The sequence below is a fragment of the Stenotrophomonas sp. Steno-C17 genome, from assembly GCF_056393165.1.
In genome coordinates this window covers 1-18,080 of record NZ_JBWJPD010000025.1, presented here as the reverse complement: position 1 = coordinate 18,080, position 18,080 = coordinate 1, and the positions used below count along the sequence as shown (strand labels likewise).

At 68.3% G+C, this 18,080-nt stretch carries 17 protein-coding genes; 5 read left to right on the top strand and 12 right to left on the bottom strand.

Translation table 11 applies throughout. The features are described 5' to 3' along the window. Positions 1–29 precede the first annotated feature (29 nt). The 8 genes from AC06FA_RS18110 to AC06FA_RS18075 form a co-directional block, all read right to left on the bottom strand. Positions 30–2,846, bottom strand: a complete 2,817-nt coding sequence (locus AC06FA_RS18110; RefSeq protein WP_478069498.1) for a protein kinase domain-containing protein — start codon at positions 2,844–2,846, stop codon at positions 30–32. 9 nt (positions 2,847–2,855) lie between these two features. Then, complete coding sequence (locus AC06FA_RS18105) at positions 2,856–3,455, bottom strand: ECF-type sigma factor (protein WP_478069497.1); 600 nt, start codon at positions 3,453–3,455, stop codon at positions 2,856–2,858. A gap of 272 nt (positions 3,456–3,727) precedes the next feature. Then, positions 3,728–5,158 carry a GGDEF domain-containing protein gene (locus AC06FA_RS18100; RefSeq protein WP_478069496.1) on the bottom strand — a complete coding sequence of 477 codons (1,431 nt, stop codon included), beginning with the start codon at positions 5,156–5,158 and terminating at the stop codon, positions 3,728–3,730. Positions 5,159–5,455: 297 nt separating this feature from the next. Beyond that, entirely contained in the window at positions 5,456–6,286 is an 831-nt protein-coding gene (fghA, locus tag AC06FA_RS18095) for an S-formylglutathione hydrolase (RefSeq protein ID WP_478069495.1), read from the bottom strand. A 48-nt stretch (positions 6,287–6,334) separates the two neighbouring features. Then, positions 6,335–7,444 (bottom strand): S-(hydroxymethyl)glutathione dehydrogenase/class III alcohol dehydrogenase, encoded by a 1,110-nt coding sequence (locus tag AC06FA_RS18090; RefSeq protein ID WP_108754128.1) that lies wholly within the window; start codon positions 7,442–7,444, stop codon positions 6,335–6,337. 58 nt (positions 7,445–7,502) lie between these two features. After that, positions 7,503–7,778 (bottom strand): metal/formaldehyde-sensitive transcriptional repressor, encoded by a 276-nt coding sequence (locus AC06FA_RS18085; protein ID WP_478069494.1) that lies wholly within the window; start codon positions 7,776–7,778, stop codon positions 7,503–7,505. 192 nt (positions 7,779–7,970) lie between these two features. Then, complete coding sequence (locus AC06FA_RS18080) at positions 7,971–8,540, bottom strand: hypothetical protein (RefSeq protein ID WP_478069493.1); 570 nt, start codon at positions 8,538–8,540, stop codon at positions 7,971–7,973. A 286-nt stretch (positions 8,541–8,826) separates the two neighbouring features. Then, on the bottom strand, positions 8,827–9,735 hold the full coding sequence (locus AC06FA_RS18075; RefSeq protein WP_478069492.1) for a LysR family transcriptional regulator: 909 nt from the start codon (positions 9,733–9,735) through the stop codon (positions 8,827–8,829). A gap of 128 nt (positions 9,736–9,863) precedes the next feature. Here AC06FA_RS18075 and AC06FA_RS18070 point away from each other — a divergent pair, with 128 nt between their 5' ends. Further along, a complete protein-coding gene (locus AC06FA_RS18070; protein WP_478069491.1) occupies positions 9,864–10,967 on the top strand; it encodes an alkene reductase in 1,104 nt (367 codons plus the stop codon). A 99-nt stretch (positions 10,968–11,066) separates the two neighbouring features. On the opposite strand, the gene AC06FA_RS18065 is transcribed toward AC06FA_RS18070, so the two are convergent. Continuing rightward, positions 11,067–11,744, bottom strand: a complete 678-nt coding sequence (locus AC06FA_RS18065; protein WP_478069490.1) for an SMI1/KNR4 family protein — start codon at positions 11,742–11,744, stop codon at positions 11,067–11,069. A gap of 124 nt (positions 11,745–11,868) precedes the next feature. Between AC06FA_RS18065 and AC06FA_RS18060 the strand changes: the two genes are divergently transcribed. Beyond that, the gene (locus AC06FA_RS18060) at positions 11,869–12,285 is read left to right on the top strand and encodes a VOC family protein (RefSeq protein ID WP_478069489.1); all 417 of its coding nucleotides are present in this window, start codon (positions 11,869–11,871) and stop codon (positions 12,283–12,285) included. Positions 12,286–12,335: 50 nt separating this feature from the next. Here the strand turns inward: AC06FA_RS18060 and AC06FA_RS18055 are convergent, their stop codons facing one another. Further along, positions 12,336–13,220 carry a LysR family transcriptional regulator gene (locus AC06FA_RS18055; RefSeq protein WP_478069488.1) on the bottom strand — a complete coding sequence of 295 codons (885 nt, stop codon included), beginning with the start codon at positions 13,218–13,220 and terminating at the stop codon, positions 12,336–12,338. Between the two features lie 107 nt (positions 13,221–13,327). Here AC06FA_RS18055 and AC06FA_RS18050 point away from each other — a divergent pair, with 107 nt between their 5' ends. Next, positions 13,328–14,380, top strand: a complete 1,053-nt coding sequence (locus tag AC06FA_RS18050) for an NAD(P)-dependent alcohol dehydrogenase (RefSeq protein WP_108757145.1) — start codon at positions 13,328–13,330, stop codon at positions 14,378–14,380. An 87-nt stretch (positions 14,381–14,467) separates the two neighbouring features. Here the strand turns inward: AC06FA_RS18050 and AC06FA_RS18045 are convergent, their stop codons facing one another. Both AC06FA_RS18045 and AC06FA_RS18040 read right to left on the bottom strand, forming a co-directional pair. Then, entirely contained in the window at positions 14,468–14,884 is a 417-nt protein-coding gene (locus AC06FA_RS18045; RefSeq protein WP_478069487.1) for a hypothetical protein, read from the bottom strand. A 48-nt stretch (positions 14,885–14,932) separates the two neighbouring features. After that, on the bottom strand, positions 14,933–16,297 hold the full coding sequence (locus tag AC06FA_RS18040; RefSeq protein ID WP_108750550.1) for a glutamate--cysteine ligase: 1,365 nt from the start codon (positions 16,295–16,297) through the stop codon (positions 14,933–14,935). 153 nt (positions 16,298–16,450) lie between these two features. Between AC06FA_RS18040 and AC06FA_RS18035 the strand changes: the two genes are divergently transcribed. Both AC06FA_RS18035 and AC06FA_RS18030 read left to right on the top strand, forming a co-directional pair. Further along, complete coding sequence (locus tag AC06FA_RS18035; protein ID WP_478069486.1) at positions 16,451–17,155, top strand: VIT1/CCC1 transporter family protein; 705 nt, start codon at positions 16,451–16,453, stop codon at positions 17,153–17,155. Then, positions 17,152–17,976 carry a helix-turn-helix transcriptional regulator gene (locus AC06FA_RS18030; protein WP_478069485.1) on the top strand — a complete coding sequence of 275 codons (825 nt, stop codon included), beginning with the start codon at positions 17,152–17,154 and terminating at the stop codon, positions 17,974–17,976. Before AC06FA_RS18035 ends, AC06FA_RS18030 begins: the two co-directional genes overlap by 4 nt. The last annotated feature ends 104 nt before the right edge of the window (positions 17,977–18,080 follow it).

The window sequence follows — 18,080 nt, the reverse complement described above, 5'->3', positions numbered from 1 at the left end:
TACTTTCGCTTTCCTGCCGGAACGGGACGTCAGGGCGCAGCGCTCTCCGCGACCGGCGGCGCGGCGCTCGCGGCCGACCCTTGCGCCCAGCGCTGGGCCAGCGCATGCATGCGCGTATTGAACTCCGACCCCGCGTAGATCTCGCCCAGGCGAGGCTGGGCCCGCTTCACCTCGGCGCGTGCCTGCGCAATGTGGCCGGCATCGGTCAGGGTTTCGGCGTAGGGAATGCGCCACTTGGCCGTGGCCACCGAATCGGCGCCGTACAGCCGCGAGAACTCGCGCACGACTTCGCCGGCGCGTTCGGCCGCATCGGCCGCACCGCTGCGCTGGGCCAACAGGGCCTCCTGCATGGTCTGGCGCAGGGCCAGCGACGAGGAGGGCGCCGGGTGCTGGGCACGGAATGCGTCCAGCGCGGTGCGTGCGGCCACCAGGTTGCCACTGCGCGTCATCCACTCGATTTCCACCAGGCGCAGGGACTGCCGGTCCGGGCTGCCCGGGTCGGACTGGCGCCGCCAGACCCGCCCCACGCGCTGCAGCAGCACGTCGGATGCCTGCAGTTGGCCCACCCGCATCAGCAGCCGTGCCAGCACCATCTCCACGTCCAGTGTCTCGCCCTGGTCGGCGCCCAGCAAACGCTGGTGGCGGTCCAGCGCCTGCCGGTACAGCGCCTCGGCCGCGGCCGTATCGCCATACGCCTCCTTCATGATGCCGTGCGCGAACAGCTTGCGTGCGTAGGCGAAACTGTCCACGCCGTCGATGGCCGCACTGATTTGCAAGCTGTGGCGGAAGTGGCGGTCCGAGCTTTCGTAGCGCCCCAGGTCCAGGTACTGCCCGGCCAGTGCGCTTTCGGCGCTGGCAGTGAAACTGCTCTGCTCGCCGTAGATGTGCCGGGTCAGTTCCAGGTTGCGTTCCATCACCTGCAACGCAGGATCGATGCGGCCCTGGTCGAACAGCACCTGCGACAGCAGCTGCAGGTCCTTCTGGTAGTCGATGCCTTCGCCGCCGACGCCACCATCGTCGTTGATCGCCGCACGCAGGGTCTGTTCCGCAGCCAGCAATGCCCCGGTCGCGGCCTGCACGCTGGCCAGCTGCCGGCGAACGCTGGAACGCACCCGACGTGCGTCCAGTGTGTGCTGATCGTCCAGCATGCCCAGTGCCTGCGCGAACATGGCCACGGCCGGCTGGCTGCCGCCGGCACTGCGGCTGCGCACCTGCGCCTGCACGGCCAGCACCCGCGCGCGCGCCAGCGCATCGGGCGCGGTGGCCGTGGCCAGCAGCGCAGCAGCGCGGTCGGCGCTGCGGGCCGCTGCGTCGCGTTGCCGCGCCTGGTCCTGCAGGGTGGCCAGGTCGGCGTAGGCCAGCGCGGCATCGCGCAGGTCGGCCGCGCCGGCGGCTGCCAGCGCCTGCGCGCCCTGCTGCAAAAGCGGCTCGGCCTGCTGTGGCTGGCCCATGTTCATGTAGGCGCGGCCCAGCACCACCTGCAGCCGCGCGCGCAGCACCGGCTGCATCGACGGCGTGGCCTGCAGGCGGCGCACGCTCTGGTCCAGCAGCTCGCGCGCACTCAGTTCCGAGGTGGCCGCGCCGCCACGCGTGCCGGGGTCCAGCACATCGAAGGAGGCCACCAGGAAATCGCTGGTGCGGTTGGCGATATCGGCGTTGCGCGCCGATTCGCGCCCGGCCATGTCCAGCCGGACCAGCAGCCCCGCCACCACCAGCAGCACCGCAGTGGCCGCCACGCTGCTGCGCCAGTTGCGGCGCAGGAACAGGCGGGTCTGCTGCAGGGCGCCGCTGTGCCCGGCGCGTACCGGGCGGAATGCCAGATAGCGCTCCACGTCGTCGGCCAGGGCTTCCACCGTGGCGTAGCGCTGCTCGGGTTCGGCCGCACAGGCACGTGCCACGATCGCATCCAGCGGGCCACGCAGCGCGCGGCGCTCGCGCGCCGAGCGGGCCAGCGCACTGGGCAGCGGCACCGCCACCGGCTGGGCCTGCAGCGGGCGCAGCACGCGCTGGCCGCTGCTGATTTCCGAAAGCATGGCCCCCAGGCTGAACACATCGCTGGCCACGCCCACGCGCTGGCCGCCCAGCAATTCGGGGCTGGCATAGGCGGGAGTAACGTAGCGCGGCAGACCCTCGTCGGCCGACTCGTCGGCCGGTTGTCCCAGCAATCGCGCCACGCCGAAATCCAGCAGCACCGGCCTGGCCTGCTCATCCACCAGCACGTTGGACGGCTTCAGGTCACAGTGCACCACCAGCTGGGCATGGGCGAACTGCACGATGCGGCAGATCTGCACGAACAGGGCCAGCCGCTGCCGCAGCGGCGGTGCATGCGCCTGCAGGTAGCGGTCCAGCGGCACACCGGCCACGTGCTCCATCACCAGGTACGGATTGCCCGACGGGGTTTCGCCTGCGTCGTACAGGCGCGCCACGCCCGGGTGCTGCAGATCGGCCAGGATCTGCTGCTCGGCCAGCAGGTGCGCGCGCAGCGCCGGTGCCATCGGGCTCGGCAACACCTTCACCGCCACCGTGCGCCGGTACAGGGCATCGGCGCGTTCGGCGCTGAACACCGTGCCCATGCCGCCTTCGGCCAGCAGTGCGGTCAGCCGCCACGGGCCCAGGCAATCGCCCACCTGCACTTCCGGCCGCGCAATATCTTCGGCCAGCCGCTCCAGCGGTGCGCGCACCCGCATCAGTTCATCGGTCTGCGCGTGCAGCAGCCGGGTGACCTCGGCAATCAGGCTGGCATCGCTGCTGCGCGCCGCCAATGCCGGGCCCCACTGTTCGCGCGGCAGTTCACACACCGCGTCGAACAGTTCCCGCAGTTGCCCCCAGCGCGCGGCCTGCTGCATGGGCGACGCTCAGGCCGCGCTGCCCAGCTGGCTGTTGAGCCAGGCACGGGCAAAGCGCAGGTCACGGTCGACCGTGGGCACGGAAATCTCCAGCACTTCGGCAATCGCTTCGCGGCCCATGCCGGCGAAGTACATGCACTGCACGGCGCGGGCCGCGCGCGGGTCCTGGGTCTCCAGTTGCAGCAGCGCCTGGTCCAGCGCGAACAGATCCTGCTGCAGGGTCATCGCCGGCAGCGCTTCGTGATCCACCGCGGACAGGGTCAGCGCAATCTGGCCACCGCCGCGCTTGACCGCACCCAGCGCGCGCGCATGGTCGGCCACCACGCCACGCATCTTCAGCGCGGCCAGTGCCAGGAAGTGCTGGCGGTCCTGTGGGTCGGCGCGGCTGTCGAGCAGGCGCAGCAGCGCTTCATTCACCAATGCGGTGGGCCGCAGGGTGCGATCGCCGCCGCGCGCAGACACACGCGCCGCCGCCATCGCGCGCAGCGTGCCGTACAGCAGCTCCATCAATGCATCCAGCGCAGCGGCATCACCGCGCCGCCAGCGCTGCAGCAATACCGTGGCATCGGCCGCAGGCCGCGCCGGCTCCTCGGTGAACACCGTGGCCATCGTCCTTTCCCCATTCCGCCAGTGGTGATCCGGGCTCCCCGCCCGAATGTGATCATCCGCACATTCGGCGGCAGTATCCCACAGGCGCCCGGCCTTCACCCACTACAGGGTTCATGCCCTGCGTTGGTAAACGGCCATCAATACGCGGCGGTTGACCAGCCTGCCCTGGTAGGTGCCAACCTTGGTTGGCGCGCATGGCAAAGGCGGCCAACCAAGGTTGGCCACTACCAGGTTCATGCCCCGCTCTGGTGGGCGCCAACCAAGGTTGGCCACTACCGGGCGAAGCTGAAGCCCATCGGTCCGGACGGCAGTGCCGCCACCTGGTTGCGGCCGCCCCGCTTGGCGGCGTACAGGCCCGCATCGGCGTGGGCCAGCAGCTGTTCGGCCGTGGCCATCACCGGCGGGTGGGCGAACCCCACCCCCACGCTGATGCTGACCTGCCCTTCCGGCAGCTGCAGCGCCTGCACCGCCACGCGCAGGCGCTCGGCCAGCGCCAGCACGCCCTCCACGCCGGTGCCGGGCACGATCACCGCGAATTCTTCGCCGCCGTAGCGCGCCACGGTGTCGGCCGCGCGGTTGGCGGTGGCCTGCAGCACCGCGGCCACGGCCTGCAGGCAGCGGTCGCCGGCCGGGTGCCCGTGCTGGTCGTTGAACGCCTTGAAGTGGTCGATGTCCACCAGCAGCAGGCCCACCTCGGTGCCGCTGCGGCGGGCCCGGGTCCACTCGCTGGCCAGCGCCGCATCGAACTGGCGGCGGTTGGCGACCCCGGTCAGGCCATCCTGGCGGGCCAACTGATCCAGCCGCGCCTGTGCCTCCAGCAGGTCGATCTGCAGCAGCGTGCTGCGCAGGCTGAAACCCAGCGTGGCCACCACGAAGCCGGCCAGCGCCAGCGGGCGCGCATGGTCCACCACCAGCGCCCCGACCACCAGCAGCAGCAACGGCAGGATCATCGGCCCACCGGCCTGGACCAGCCGCGACAGGCGCGGGTGCAGCACACCGCCGGGCGCGGGCGCCTGGCGCAGGGCCAGCACGGCCAGCAGCAGGAACGGCACGTCGATCAGCAGATCGTTGTAGGCACCGAAGGACTGTTCGGCAGTGAAATGGTTGATGTAGTACGCCATGCCCAGATAGAGCAGCGCATACAGCGCCAGCGCGCGGAAGAAGCTGCGCCGCTCGGGCACGTCGCCGGCCAGCCAGCGCACGCAGGCAAAGGCGGCGATGCACAGGTTCTGGATGTCGAACATGCGGCGCATGTTGGCCATGGCCGTGTCGTCCACGTTGATGCGGTCGGCGAAGGACAGGGTGTGCACGAAGAACAGCACGCCCAGCAACGCCGCCATCAGGCCGTCGATGGTGCTGATGGTCCAGCGCTCGCGGCGGGCGCGGGCCAGGATGAACACCAGCGGCACGCCATAGATCACATACAGCAGCAGGCTGACCCGTGGGGTCAGATCGGCACGCCCGGCGCCGATCGCATCGGCCATGTTCACCGCCATGCCACCGGCCCACAGCAGCAGGGCCAGCGCGGTGGCCCGCCAGCCCAGGGCCGCACGGTCACGCTGCGCGCGCCACAGGCATGCCAACGCGGCCAGCACCGGCGCGGCCGTCAGGAACACGAACGATCCTTCTCCGGCCGCCCCTGGCCAGAACGCCACGACCACCCCGTGGCTGAGCACGAACAGCAGCGCGAGCACTACCGGCATGGATCCCCCATCGGCAAGCCGTCTGCGCGCACCATAGCGCGTTGCCCCGCCAGCGGGGCGTGATCGACTGCCGAAAACCCGCCCGCCCCGGGTGGCGTCGAGCTTGCTCGACTACCCCGCCTCGGGTGGGCGCGAGCTTGCTCGACTGCCCTGCCTCGGTAGAGTCGAGCTTGCTCGACTGATTTTCCGTGCCAGTCGAGCAAGCTCGACTCTACGACTCAACCCCGCCGCGTTCGCATCCCCCCCCCGCGTTTGCCGCAGCCCCGCCGCGTTCGCCTCAACCCCGCAGCGTTCGCCTCAGCCCCGCAGCGCCTTGGCGTGGTGCGCGATGTGCTCGCCAATGAAGCTGGCGATGAAGTAATAGCTGTGGTCGTAGCCCGGCTGCAGGCGCAGGGTCAGCGGGTGGCCCGCCGCGTCGCATGCCTGCTGCAGGCGCTGCGGCTGCAACTGGGCCTGCAGGAACTCATCGGCATCGCCCTGGTCCACCAGCAGCGGCAGGCGCTCGCTGGCAGCGGCGATCAGCGCGGTGGCATCCCACTGCGCCCAGGCCGCACGGTCATCGCCCAGGTAGGCGGTGAAGGCCTTTTCGCCCCACGGCACCTGGCTGGGTGCCACGATCGGCGAAAACGCCGACACGCTGCGGTAGCGGCCGGGATTGCGCAGCGCCAGCACCAGCGCGCCATGGCCCCCCATCGAATGGCCGCTGATGGCGCGCGCATCGGTTGCCGGGAAGTGCGCCTCGATCAGCGCCGGCAGCTCCTGCACCACGTAGTCATGCATGCGGTAGTGCTGCGCCCACGGCTGTTCGGTGGCATTGAGATAGAAGCCTGCGCCCTTGCCCAGGTCGTAGCCTTCGGCATCGGCCACGTCGTCGCCGCGCGGGCTGGTGTCGGGGGCCACCAGGATCACCCCATGTTCGGCGGCGTAACGCTGCGCGCCGGCCTTGGTGATCACGTTCTGTTCGGTGCAGGTCAGGCCGCTCAGCCAGTACAGCACCGGCAGCTTCTGCGTAGCCGCCTGCGGCGGCAGGTACACGGCGAACTGCATGTCGCAGCCCAGCGTGGTGGAGGTGTGGCGATAGACATCCTGCCAGCCGCCGAAGCAGGCACGGTGTTCAATGCGTTCCATGGAGTGCTCCCGGTGGCGGCAGGCACGCAGCCTGCCGCCTGGCGTAGTTCAGTAGTGGACGACCGAACGGATCGACTTGCCTTCGTGCATCAGGTCGAAGGCTTCGTTGATCTTGTCCAGGTCCATGGTGTGGGTCACGAACGGGGCCAGTTCGATATCGCCCTTCATCGCGTCTTCCACCATGCCCGGCAGCTGGCTGCGGCCCTTCACGCCGCCGAAGGCGGTGCCCATCCACTTGCGGCCGGTCACCAGCTGGAACGGGCGGGTGGAAATTTCCTGGCCCGCACCGGCCACGCCGATCACCACGCTCTGGCCCCAGCCACGGTGCGCGCATTCCAGCGCCGCACGCATCACGCTGGTGTTGCCGATGCACTCGAAGCTGTGGTCCACGCCCCAGGTGGTCATTTCCACGATGACCTGCTGGATCGGCTTGTCGAAGTCCTTCGGGTTGATGCAGTCGGTGGCGCCGAATTCGCGGGCCAGCTCGAACTTGGACGGGTTGGTGTCCACCGCGATGATGCGGCCGGCCTTGGCCTGGCGCGCACCCTGGATCACCGCCAGGCCGATGCCACCCAGGCCGAACACAGCCACGCTGTCGCCTTCCTGCACCTTGGCGGTGTTGTGCACCGCGCCGATGCCGGTGGTCACGCCGCAGCCCAGCAGGCAGACGTGTTCCGGGTTCGCTTCCGGGTTGATCTTGGCCAGCGACACTTCGGCCACCACGGTGTACTCGCTGAAGGTCGAGCAGCCCATGTAGTGGTAGATCGGTTCGCCGTTGTAGCTGAAGCGGCTGGTGCCGTCGGGCATCACGCCCTTGCCCTGGGTGGCGCGCACCGACACGCACAGGTTGGTCTTGCCGCTCTTGCAGAACAGGCATTCACCGCACTCGGCGGTGTACAGCGGAATCACGTGGTCGCCCGGCTTCACGCTGGTCACGCCCTCGCCCACTTCCACCACGATGCCGGCGCCTTCATGGCCCAGCACCACCGGGAACAGGCCTTCCGGATCATCGCCGGACAGGGTGAACGCATCGGTGTGGCAGACACCGGTGTGGGTGATCTTCACCAGCACTTCGCCAGCCTTCGGCGGGGCGACGTCGATCTCGACGATCTGCAGCGGCTGGCCGGGACCAAAGGCGACGGCGGCACGGGATTTCATGGCGGGTTCTCCAAGGACAGACAAAGACAGCATGGATGGCGCAGTGTTGCGCCCTCGTTTATTTCAGGTACGAACGGATCAATCCGCTCATCTCGCGCACGCGCTCGGCGCGCAGTTCATCGGACGCGGCCGGCTGGCCGAATTCCTCGCGCAGGTGGGCTTCCATCACTTCGGACATCAGCCCGTTCACCGCGCCGCGGATGGCCGCGATCTGCTGCAGCACCGGGCCGCACTCGGCGCCGGCTTCCAGCGCGCGGTCCAGCGCATCGCACTGGCCGCGGATGCGGCGCACGCGGGCCAGGACCTTCTTTTTCTCTTCGGGTGAATGCGGCATGGGCGGCCACCTGCGGAACTATACTGGGGGATAGTATACATGCCCAGCCATTCCTGCATACAGCAGGACCGTTGGCAGCCCAGGTCACCACGCCGGACGAAAAGGCCGAGCCCGCCAGCAGCAAGCAGCCCGCACAGCTTGATCGCTTGGCGGTGACCGGCTCGCGCATCTACCGCGCCGGCGGCCACAGCGTTACGGCGCCTTCTCGACCTTTGTAGCGTCGGTATCGAAGGTCAGCACGCGGGTGCTGATCTCACCCTTGGTGGCCTCTTTGCGGCTCAGCTCAAGACGCCCCTGGTTGCCCTGCGCGATCAGGCTGGCCGCAAAACTGCCCTCGTTGGACAAAGCAGTGATCAACGCCGTTCCGTCAGCGGCAACCCTCATGCCGGCACGGTCGCGCACCTTGTAGCCCACGCCCACCGGCGCATCCAGCGCCATCACCGCGCTGCCATCTGCCATGGTGCCAATGCCACCGCGCTCATCGCCCTTGGCGTCATAGATCGTCATGCCCGTCGCGCGCGAGTTGCGGCCGATGTCACTGGCGTCCTCGGCAATCTGCACCCGCGTGCGCCCCTCGCTGTCGAGCACGGTCAACTTGTAGGTCCGAAGTTCCTTCACCACGCCCGCATCGGGCGTCGCCATGCTGGTGCCGATCAACGCCAGCGACGCACCCAGTACGAACATCGACACCGCTAGCAGATGCCCACGACGTGCCCGGCGCTCCAGGCGATCCAGCCGCACCTCGAATTCATGTCTTTCCATGCTGTCTTCCTTGTCGGTTGCACGCCCCCGGTCCGTGGCTCATCGCTGTTCCAGCGTGGCCCTGCGCGCAGTGGCTGGCTGCACAGGCCCTCCGGGGTTGGTCGGATTCTCGAAGACGTCCCTGTGCCCATCAACATGGCGAAAGTCCCCGTGCCCTCCGTCCGTGCGCCTTGCCTGCCACCGCCCCACGCGCGCGACCTGATTGCGCTCCTGACTGAGGTATTTCAAGCGCTGCAGGAGGGCGAAGATACGTCCGCCCGGATCGTGAACCATTGATGCCCCGTGCTCAATCGAACCGACCTTCTGCCGCCAGCCGGGTCAGCTCATCCACCACGTAGCGCACCTTCGGCCGCAGGTGGCGGGTGGGCGGCCACAGCGCATGGATATCGACATGGCGCTGCATGCAATCATCCAGCACCGACTGCAGCGCGCCCGACTGCAGGTGCGGGCGCACCAGTGACATCGGCATCTGGCAGATGCCCAGCCCGGCCAGCGCGCCGTCGATCACTGCGTCGCCATCGTTCAGCTGGTGCGTCGCGTTGGGAATGAAGGTGCCACCCTCGCCCTCCAGGCCCACCCGCCACGCCACCGGCTGTCCGTGGCGGTAGCCGACGATGCTGCGGTGCTGGCGCAGATCGTCCACCGTGTGTGGCACCCCGTGCGCCTGCAGGTACCCCGGCGCCGCGCAGGTCACCAGGCGTTGGCTGCCCAGCCGCCGCGCCACCAGGTGTTCGGCCTGCTGCAGCCCGCCGAAGCGGATCAGCAGATCGATGCCTTCCTCGATGGGGTCTACGAAGTGATCGGTGAAAGTCACCGTCAGCTGCAGGTCCGGGTACTGCTGGCACAGCTTCAGCAGCACCGGCATCACCACCATGCGGCCAAACGACGAGGGCATGTCGATGCGCAGGCGACCGCTGGGCACGTGCGCGCCCAGGCCCAGGCAGGCCTCGGCCGCGGAAATTTCCTCCAGCGCGGCGGCGCAGGACGCGTAGTAGGCCTCGCCGTCGGTGGTCAGCGAGATGCGCCGGGTGGTGCGGTGGAACAGGCGCACGCCCAGCCGCACCTCCAGCCGGGCGATGGCCTTGCCCACCGCCGAGCGGGAAATGCCCAGCGCCTCGGCCGCCTCGGTAAAGGTGGCCGCGCGTGCGGTGGTCACGAAGGTGACCAAGCCATTCAAGGATTCAACGGGAAGCATGGCGGGGGCCCTATTGGGGACAAATAGTCCCGCTCGATGGGAAATGGAACCCATTTATAGGGCCCGATGTCAACGCCATTCTGTGGACATCGCGCCGTCGGCGCTCTATCCCCCCAAGAGATCTGCATATGACCGCTTCGCTCTTCCAACCGTACGATCTGGCCGGCACACCGCTGCGCAACCGCATTGCCATGGCGCCAATGACCCGTGCGCGCAACCCCGGCTGCGTGGCCAACGAACTGACTGCGCAGTACTACCGCCAGCGCGCCAGTGCCGGCCTGATCGTCAGCGAGGGCACCCCGGTGTCGCCGCAGGGCCAGGGCTACATCGACGTGCCGGGCATCTGGTCGCAGGAACAGGTGGCGGGCTGGCGCCAGGTCACCGACGCCGTGCATGGCGCACAGGGCACCATCTTCGCCCAGCTGTGGCACGTGGGCCGCATGTCGCACAGCTCGCTGCAGCCCGACGGTGGCCAGCCGGTCAGCGCCAGCGCGCGCCCGGTGGCGCATGATCCCCGCAGCTTCGCCTTCGTGTATCGCGACGACGGCAGCCGCGGCCCGGCCGACCCGACCCCGCCGCGCGCCCTGCGCACCGACGAAGTGCCGGGTATCGTCAACGACTTCGTGCGCGGCGCCGAAAATGCCATTGCCGCCGGTTTCGATGGCATCGAACTGCATGCCGCCAACGGCTACCTGTTCGAACAGTTCCTCAACCCGCTCACCAATGATCGGCAGGACGGCTATGGCGGTTCGCTGGCCAACCGCGCGCGGCTGATCCTGGACACCGTGGATGCGATGACCGCACGCATCGGCGCGCACCGCGTGGGCGTGCGCCTGGCGCCGAACAGCCTGGTCTTCGACATGCCCGCCTATGCAGAGAACGAAGCCAGCTATCTGTACCTGGCCCAGGAGCTGGGTAAGCGCGGGCTGGCCTATGTGCATCTGAACGACAACTACCTGCATGGCGCACCGGCCATCGGCGAAGCGTTCCTGCAGGCCTTCAAGCGGGCCTACGGCGGCACCGTCATCCTGGCCGGCGGCATGACCCGCGAACGTGCGCTGCGCCTGGTGGACGAAGGCACCATCGATATCGCCGCGTTCGGCCAGCCGTTCATTTCCAACCCCGACCTGGTCGAGCGCCTGCAGGCCGACGTGGCGCTGACCACGCCGGATCGCGCCACCTACTACGGCGGTGGCAGCGAAGGCTATCTGGATTACCCGGCCGCCAGCTGATCGCATGGGGTCAGAGCCCTTTCCAGCGGAAAGGGCTCTGACCCCGGCGCGGCGAAGAAGGGGTCAGAGCCGCGCTGCGCGCGGATCCGACCCCATTACTCACGCCCCTTCGCGCACGTACGCGAACGATTCATCCAGCCGCGCGAAGCCGATCACCTGCGTCAGCAGCGCCTGCCCCTCGTCTTCGTTGATCCGCCCTGCAACGATCTCGTCGGTGCGTGCGAACAGGCGTTCCAGCGCCGCGATATGGTCGTCCCGCAGCCACGCACGGTGTGTGCCCAGCCACGCCTGCAGCTCCTCGGCCAGCGTGTCCTTGCCCAGCATCGAATACTGCGTCTCCAGTTCCACCACCGCCTCCACCATCTTGCGGAACACGAAGTCCTGCAGGTTGGCGGCCAGGATGTCGGCGCGATCATCGTCGTGCCACACCAGCACCACCGGCGGCTCGCTGAAGCCCGGCGCATTGGTCCAGAAGCAGTACACGTCGCCCGCGCCGCTGCGCGCGAACGGCAGCAGCTGCAGGTCGTCGCGCAGCGGGTTGTAGTGGTCCTCGGCGGTCAGGTCTTCCCACGCTTCCTGCAGTTCGTCGCGGCCGATCGGCTCGAACTCATTGGCGAACAGCAGCAGCGGCGGCTGCGCGCGCAGCTGTGCGGATTGCTGCTGGAAGCCCTCCCAGCCCAGCGCGCCCCACTGCAGCTGCCCGCTGGCGGACAACTGGTGGTACAGCGGAGGAAAGACCTGGCCGGTGGCCTGTTCGACGTCGGCAAGCGTGTTCATACGTATCCTTGTTGGAACCCAGCCGACTACCTTGCCTGAACCCGCCGCCCGCGGCCAGCAAGATGAACCGGCACCGTCACGCCACGGGCCTAGACTGCACTGCCCCGCCGTACGTGCCACCGCCATGGATTCCCCCGCCCCCACCTTCATCGTCAATCTGGATGTGCCCGACCTGGCCGCGGCCGAGGCGTTCTACACCCAGGCCTTCGGGCTGCGCATCGGCCGTCGGCTCGGCGCGGGCGCCACCGAACTGCTGGGCGGGCCCACGCCGCTGTATCTGCTGCAGAACGCCGACGGCAGTGCCGCCGCCGACGATGGCGATGTGCGCGACTACGAGCGGCACTGGACGCCCATCCACCTGGACTGGGTGGTGGACGATATCAATGCCGCACTGTCACGCGCGGTCGCCGCCGGCGCCCTGATCGAACGCCCGGTCAGCGAGCGCGCGTGGGGCCGGCTGGCCGTGCTGGCCGACCCGTTCGGGCATGGCTTCTGCCTGCTGCAGTTCGTGGGCAAGGGGTATGACGCGTTGGTGGAATGATCGGGGCGATGCCATCCACGCATGGCGTGGATCTACTGCATTGCTGCGGTTCACTCCCGCAACATATCCACGAACGCGCGCAGCGCCGAGGCCATCTGCCGCTGCTTGGGGTAATACAGCACGAAGCCGGCGAACGGCTCGCTCCAGTCCTGCAGCACCGCCACCATGCGCCCGGCCTCGATATGCGGGCGGGCCGCATCTTCCAGCACATACGCCAGGCCGAAGCCATCGATCACGGCGCGGATGATGGTGGTCTGCTCACTCAGCGTCAGCCGCCCGCGCACGTCGATTTCCAGCGATTCGCCGCCGCGGTCGAACTGCCATTTGTACAGGTGCCCGCTGGCGAAGCGGAAGCGGATGCATTCGTGCTCCAGCAGATCGCGCGGGTGCTGCGGTGCCGGGTGCCGGCGCAGGTAGTCCGGCGAGGCGACAATCATCCCGCGCAGCGACGGCCCCAGTGGCACCGCCACCATGTCCTCGGGCACGAACTCGTGCAGGCGCACGCCAGCGTCGTAGCCTTCGCCAACGATATCCACCAGGCCATCGTTCTCGGTCAGCTCCAGGCGCACATCGGGGTGCGCATGCAGGAAGCGGGTCAGGCGCGGGCCAAGCTGGGTCGGCACGGCCGCGCGCGCGGCGTTGATGCGCAGCAGGCCGGTGGGGCTGGCCCGGAACTGGTTCATTTCCTCCAGTGCCTCGTGCACCTGGCCCAGTGCCGGCTGCAGCCGCTGCAGCAGCCGCTGGCCAGCCTCGGTCAGGGCCACGCTGCGGGTGGTGCGGTGGAACAGGCCCACGCCCAGCCGCTCTTCCAGCGCGCGGATCGCGTAGCTCACCGCCGAGGTGGACAGGGCCAGCTCGGCCCCGGCCCGGCGGAAGCTGCGGTGCCGGGCCACGGCGGCGAACGCGGCCAGGTGGGCCAGGTTGTCAGTGGCCATGATTGTGCAGTCCCACTTGATGAATCATGCCGATATCCGGGGTTCTTACCCCCGCGCGAGGGGCGTATTGTAAAACGCCTTTCGACAAACCCCGCCAAGGATTCCCCATGTCCCTCGCCCTCGGTTATGCGGTGCGCAGCAACACCGCCCCGCTCGAACCCATCAGCTTTGAACGCCGCGCGGTCGGCGCCAACGATGTGCGCATCGAAGTGCTGTACAGCGGCATCTGCCATTCCGACCTGCACCAGGCCCGCGACGATTGGGGCGGCGCCGAATACCCGATGGTGCCGGGCCACGAGATCATCGGCCGGGTCGTGGAAGTCGGCCCGGGCGTGACCACGCTGAAGGCCGGTGATTTCGCCGGCGTCGGCTGCATGGTCGATTCCTGCCGCCACTGCGATGCCTGCGACCACGACTTGGAGCAGTACTGCGAAAAGGGCCCGACCTACACCTACAACAGCCGCGACCGCGCCACTGGTGAGCTGACCCAGGGGGGTTACTCCGACCACATCGTGGTGGAGCAGCGCTTCGTGGTGAAGGTGTCCGAGAAGCTGGACCTGAAGGCTGCCGCGCCGCTGCTGTGCGCCGGCATCACCACCTGGTCGCCGCTGCGCCACTGGAAGGTCGGCCCCGGCCAGAAGGTCGGCGTGATCGGTCTGGGTGGCCTGGGCCACATGGGCGTGAAGTTCGCCAAGGCACTGGGCGCGCACGTGGTGATGATCACCACCACCCCGGAAAAGGGTGCCGACGCCAAGCGCCTGGGCGCCGACGAAGTGCTGGTCTCGCGCGATCCGGCGCAGATGAAGGCCCACGCCAACAGCTTCGACTTCCTGCTCAACACGGTGCCGGTCAGCCATGACACCAACCCGTACATGAGCCTGCTCAAGCGCGACAGCACCATGTGCCTGGTCGGCGTGATCACCGAACTGGACCCGGCGCTGATGGGTGCCAGCGTGATCTTCGGCCGCAAGCACGTGACCGGCTCGGCCATCGGCGGCATGGCCGAAACCCAGGAAATGATGGATTTCTGCGCCGAGCACGGCATCGTGGCCGACGTCGAAGTGATCGACATCAAGAACGTCAACGACGCCTGGGAGCGCATGGCCAAGAACGATGTGCGCTACCGCTTCGTGATCGACATGGCCACCATCAAGGCCTGATCGCCGCGGTGATGGAACGAAAAAACCCCGGCACTGCCGGGGTTTTTTCATGGTGCACCCTTGTCGGGCACAAACGACGCGTTCAACTCAACTGATGCTTCCGACACGATGCGGAATGCATTTCATGAAGACGTCCGCGGGCTGTTGCTCCGCCTGCTCCGCCAACGCCTGCAGAAACTCCGCATAGGATCCTACGGCGGGCAGATCCCGGTAGTCCGATCCAGCCCAGAACACGAACCCGATGTCCATCTCGAACGCACGCTTCACCAGCCGGGCGATGCGCGATCGGTCCACATCTGAGTTGGATCTGATGCGCAGGTAGACGTCATTGATCAGGTCACTGGCATCCCCGCCAACTACGGCGCAGCTGACCACCTGTTCTGACCCAGGGAAGTAGAGGTCGGCAACGGCAGCCAGAAAGTCGCTGCTCCGCGCTGGCGCCATCTCATCACGCCAGGTTCCCTCTGCGGCAGGATTCTGCTCCAACAGGATGAACTGGCTCATGACATGGCCCGGTAGCGCCGGCTCATGCCCGGCGCCATCGCAACGCAATCAATATGCAAACTCGCGGAACACCGGATCGACGTCGCCGTGCCAGCGGCCATGGAACAGCGCCAGCTTGCGTTCGGCCGGGGTCAGGCCCGATTCGACGATTTCCTGCAGCACGTCCAGGAACTTGCTTTCGTCCTGGCCATCGGCATTGCGCGCGGCGCGGCGCTTCAGCCCTTCCACGGAAATCTTCACCGCTTCGCGGGCCAGGTCACGCACGGTGCCATTGCGGAACGGCAGGCCCATGGCGTACTTCGGCACGCCATCGCGCAGGGCGTGGCGCTCGGCCAGGGTGAAGTCACGCACCAGGTCCCAGGCGGCGTCCAGCGAGGCATCGTCGTACAGCAGTCCCACCCAGAACGCCGGCAGCGCACACAGGCGGCTCCACGGGCCACCGTCGGCGCCGCGCATTTCCAGGTACTTCTTCAGGCGCACTTCCGGGAACGCGGTGGTCATGTGGTCCGACCAGTCGCGCAGCGTCGGCAGCGCACCCGGCAGCACCGGCAGCTTGCCCTGCATGAAATCGCGGAAGCTCTGCCCGCTGGCATCGTGGTAGATGCCATCGCGGTAGGAGAAGTACATCGGCACGTCCAGCAGATAGTCGACGTAGCGCTCGTAGCCGAAGCCATCCTCGAACACGAAGTCGAGCATGCCGGTGCGGTCGGCGTCGGTGTCGGTCCAGATATGCGAGCGATAGCTCAGGTAGCCATTCGGCTTGCCTTCGGTGAACGGCGAATCGGCAAACAGCGCGGTAGCGATCGGCTGCAGCGCCAGCGACACACGGAACTTCTTCACCATGTCCGCTTCGGTGGCGTAGTCCAGGTTCACCTGCACCGTGCAGGTGCGGGTCATCATGTCCAGGCCCAGCGAACCGACCTTGGGCATGTAGTTGCGCATGATCTTGTAGCGGCCCTTGGGCATCCACGGCATCTCATCGCGCGTCCACTTGGGCTGGAAGCCCATGCCCAGGAAGCCCAGCTGCAGCTCGCCGGCCACCTGTGCCACCTCATTCAGATGCGTGCCGGTTTCCACGCAGGTCTGGTGGATGGTTTCCAGCGCCGCACCGGACAGTTCCAGCTGGCCGGCCGGCTCCAGCGTCACCGAAGCACCGTCGCGCAGCAGGGCGATGGTGTTGCCGTTTTCCTGCACCGGTTCCCAGCCGAAGCGCACCAAGCCGTTGAGCAGCGCCTCGATGCCACGATCACCGTCGTAGGTGGGCGGACGCAGATCGTCCAGGCGGAAGCCGAACTTCTCGTGCTCGGTACCAATGCGCCACTGCGCGCGGGGCTTTTCACCGGAGGCAAGCACCTCGACCAGCTGCGTGCGGTCGGTAATGGGCGTATCGGCGACGTGGCTGGGGCTCGACAAGGGGGTAGCTCGCTGTGCAGGGGGCTGGGGATGTGGGGCCCAGGGCCTTCCATCGCAAGGGCGCACTATAGCGTGGCGGTTCACCGCGTCATGCCACTGTGACGGGTTTCAGCATCCTACCGACGGCCCCTTGACCCCCGTACACTGGCGCGCATGAGCCGCCATTCACGACATCCCGAGCTGCACCGGACCGACCGCGTCGGCTGGCTGCGGGCGGCCGTGCTGGGTGCCAATGATGGCATCGTCTCGGTGGCCGGCCTGGTGGTGGGCGTGGCTGCGGGCGGCGCATCGGCCAGCACCGTGCTGGCCACGGGCATTGCAGGCACCGTGGCCGGCGCGATGTCGATGGCCGCCGGCGAATACGTTTCAGTGCAGACCCAGGCCGATACCGAAGCGGCCGACCTGGCCGTGGAAAAGCGCGAACTGCACGAAGACCCGCACAGCGAGCTGGACGAACTGACCGCCATCTATCGCCACCGCGGCCTGCAACCGGCACTGGCGCGGCAGGTGGCCGAACAGCTCACCGCCCACGATGCACTGGGCGCGCATGCACGCGACGAACTGGGCATCACCGATACGCTGCGCGCGCGACCGCTGCAGGCGGCGCTGGCGTCGGCGGCGGCATTTACCTGCGGCGCGGCGCTGCCGGTCCTGACCGCGCTGCTGGCCACCGCCGACCAGGTTGCCACCGTGACCACCGCTGCCACCCTGCTGGGCCTGTGCGTGACCGGTGCACTGGCCGCCCACGCCGGCGGTGCCGCACCGGTACGCGGCGCCCTGCGGGTGATGTTCTGGGGCGCGCTGGCGATGGCGTTGGCCGCGGGTGTCGGTCGCCTGCTGGGCGCACACCTCGCATGACCGGCCAGCTGCCCCCGGCCACCGCACTGCTGGCCGAACTGGCCAGCCTGGCGCACTGCGAACGTGCCGAAGGCTATGCCTGCATCACTGCACGACGCGAACACGGCGCCAGTTCGGTGGAAATCCCGCAGCCGCAGTTCGCCATCCTGCTGGAGGGCCGCAAGCAGGTGCGCACCGCGCACCAGGCGCTGGAGTATGCACCGGGCGACATCCTGCTGGTCACCCAGCGCTGCCGCATCGATGTGGTGAACACCCCCGATCCCCGCACCGGGCGCTACCTGAGCGCCATCGTGCCGCTGTGCACCGAAGCCCTGGCCGCAGCGCGCACACTGTGGAACGAACCGCTGCCGTCGCCGGGCGCCAGCGTGGCGCGGCTGGCGCTGCACGAGCACGGCACGCTGCTGCGGCAGTGGCGCCAGCACCTGCAGGACGGCCACTACAGCGAAGCACGCCTGGCCCTGGCCAGCCTGATCCTGGCGTGGTGCCGCAAGGGCCACGGCAACCTGCTGCTGCCGCAGGCGCCAACCCTGGGCGAACAGATCCGCGACCGCATCGCCACCGACCCCGCGCGCGACTGGCAATCACGCGATGTGGAAGCGCAGTTCGCGCTGAGCGGCGCCACCCTGCGCCGCCGCCTGGCGGCCGAACAGACCAGCCTGCGCCAACTGCTGACCGAAGCGCGCCTGGCCCATGGCATGAACCTGCTGTACACCACCGACCTGCCGCTGAAGACCGTGGCCGCACGCGCGGGTTATCGCTCCGCCGCCAGCTTCAGCAAGCGCTTCGCCGAGCAGTACGGTCTTTCCCCCAGCGCGATCTAGGGGGGGGCGGCAGGGCTGCGCCCTGCACCTGCTTGGAGCAACGGCAACCGCAAAAGCGGGGATTACGTGGGATGGCGGGGCGGTGTCGGATTGCGGGGACGCCG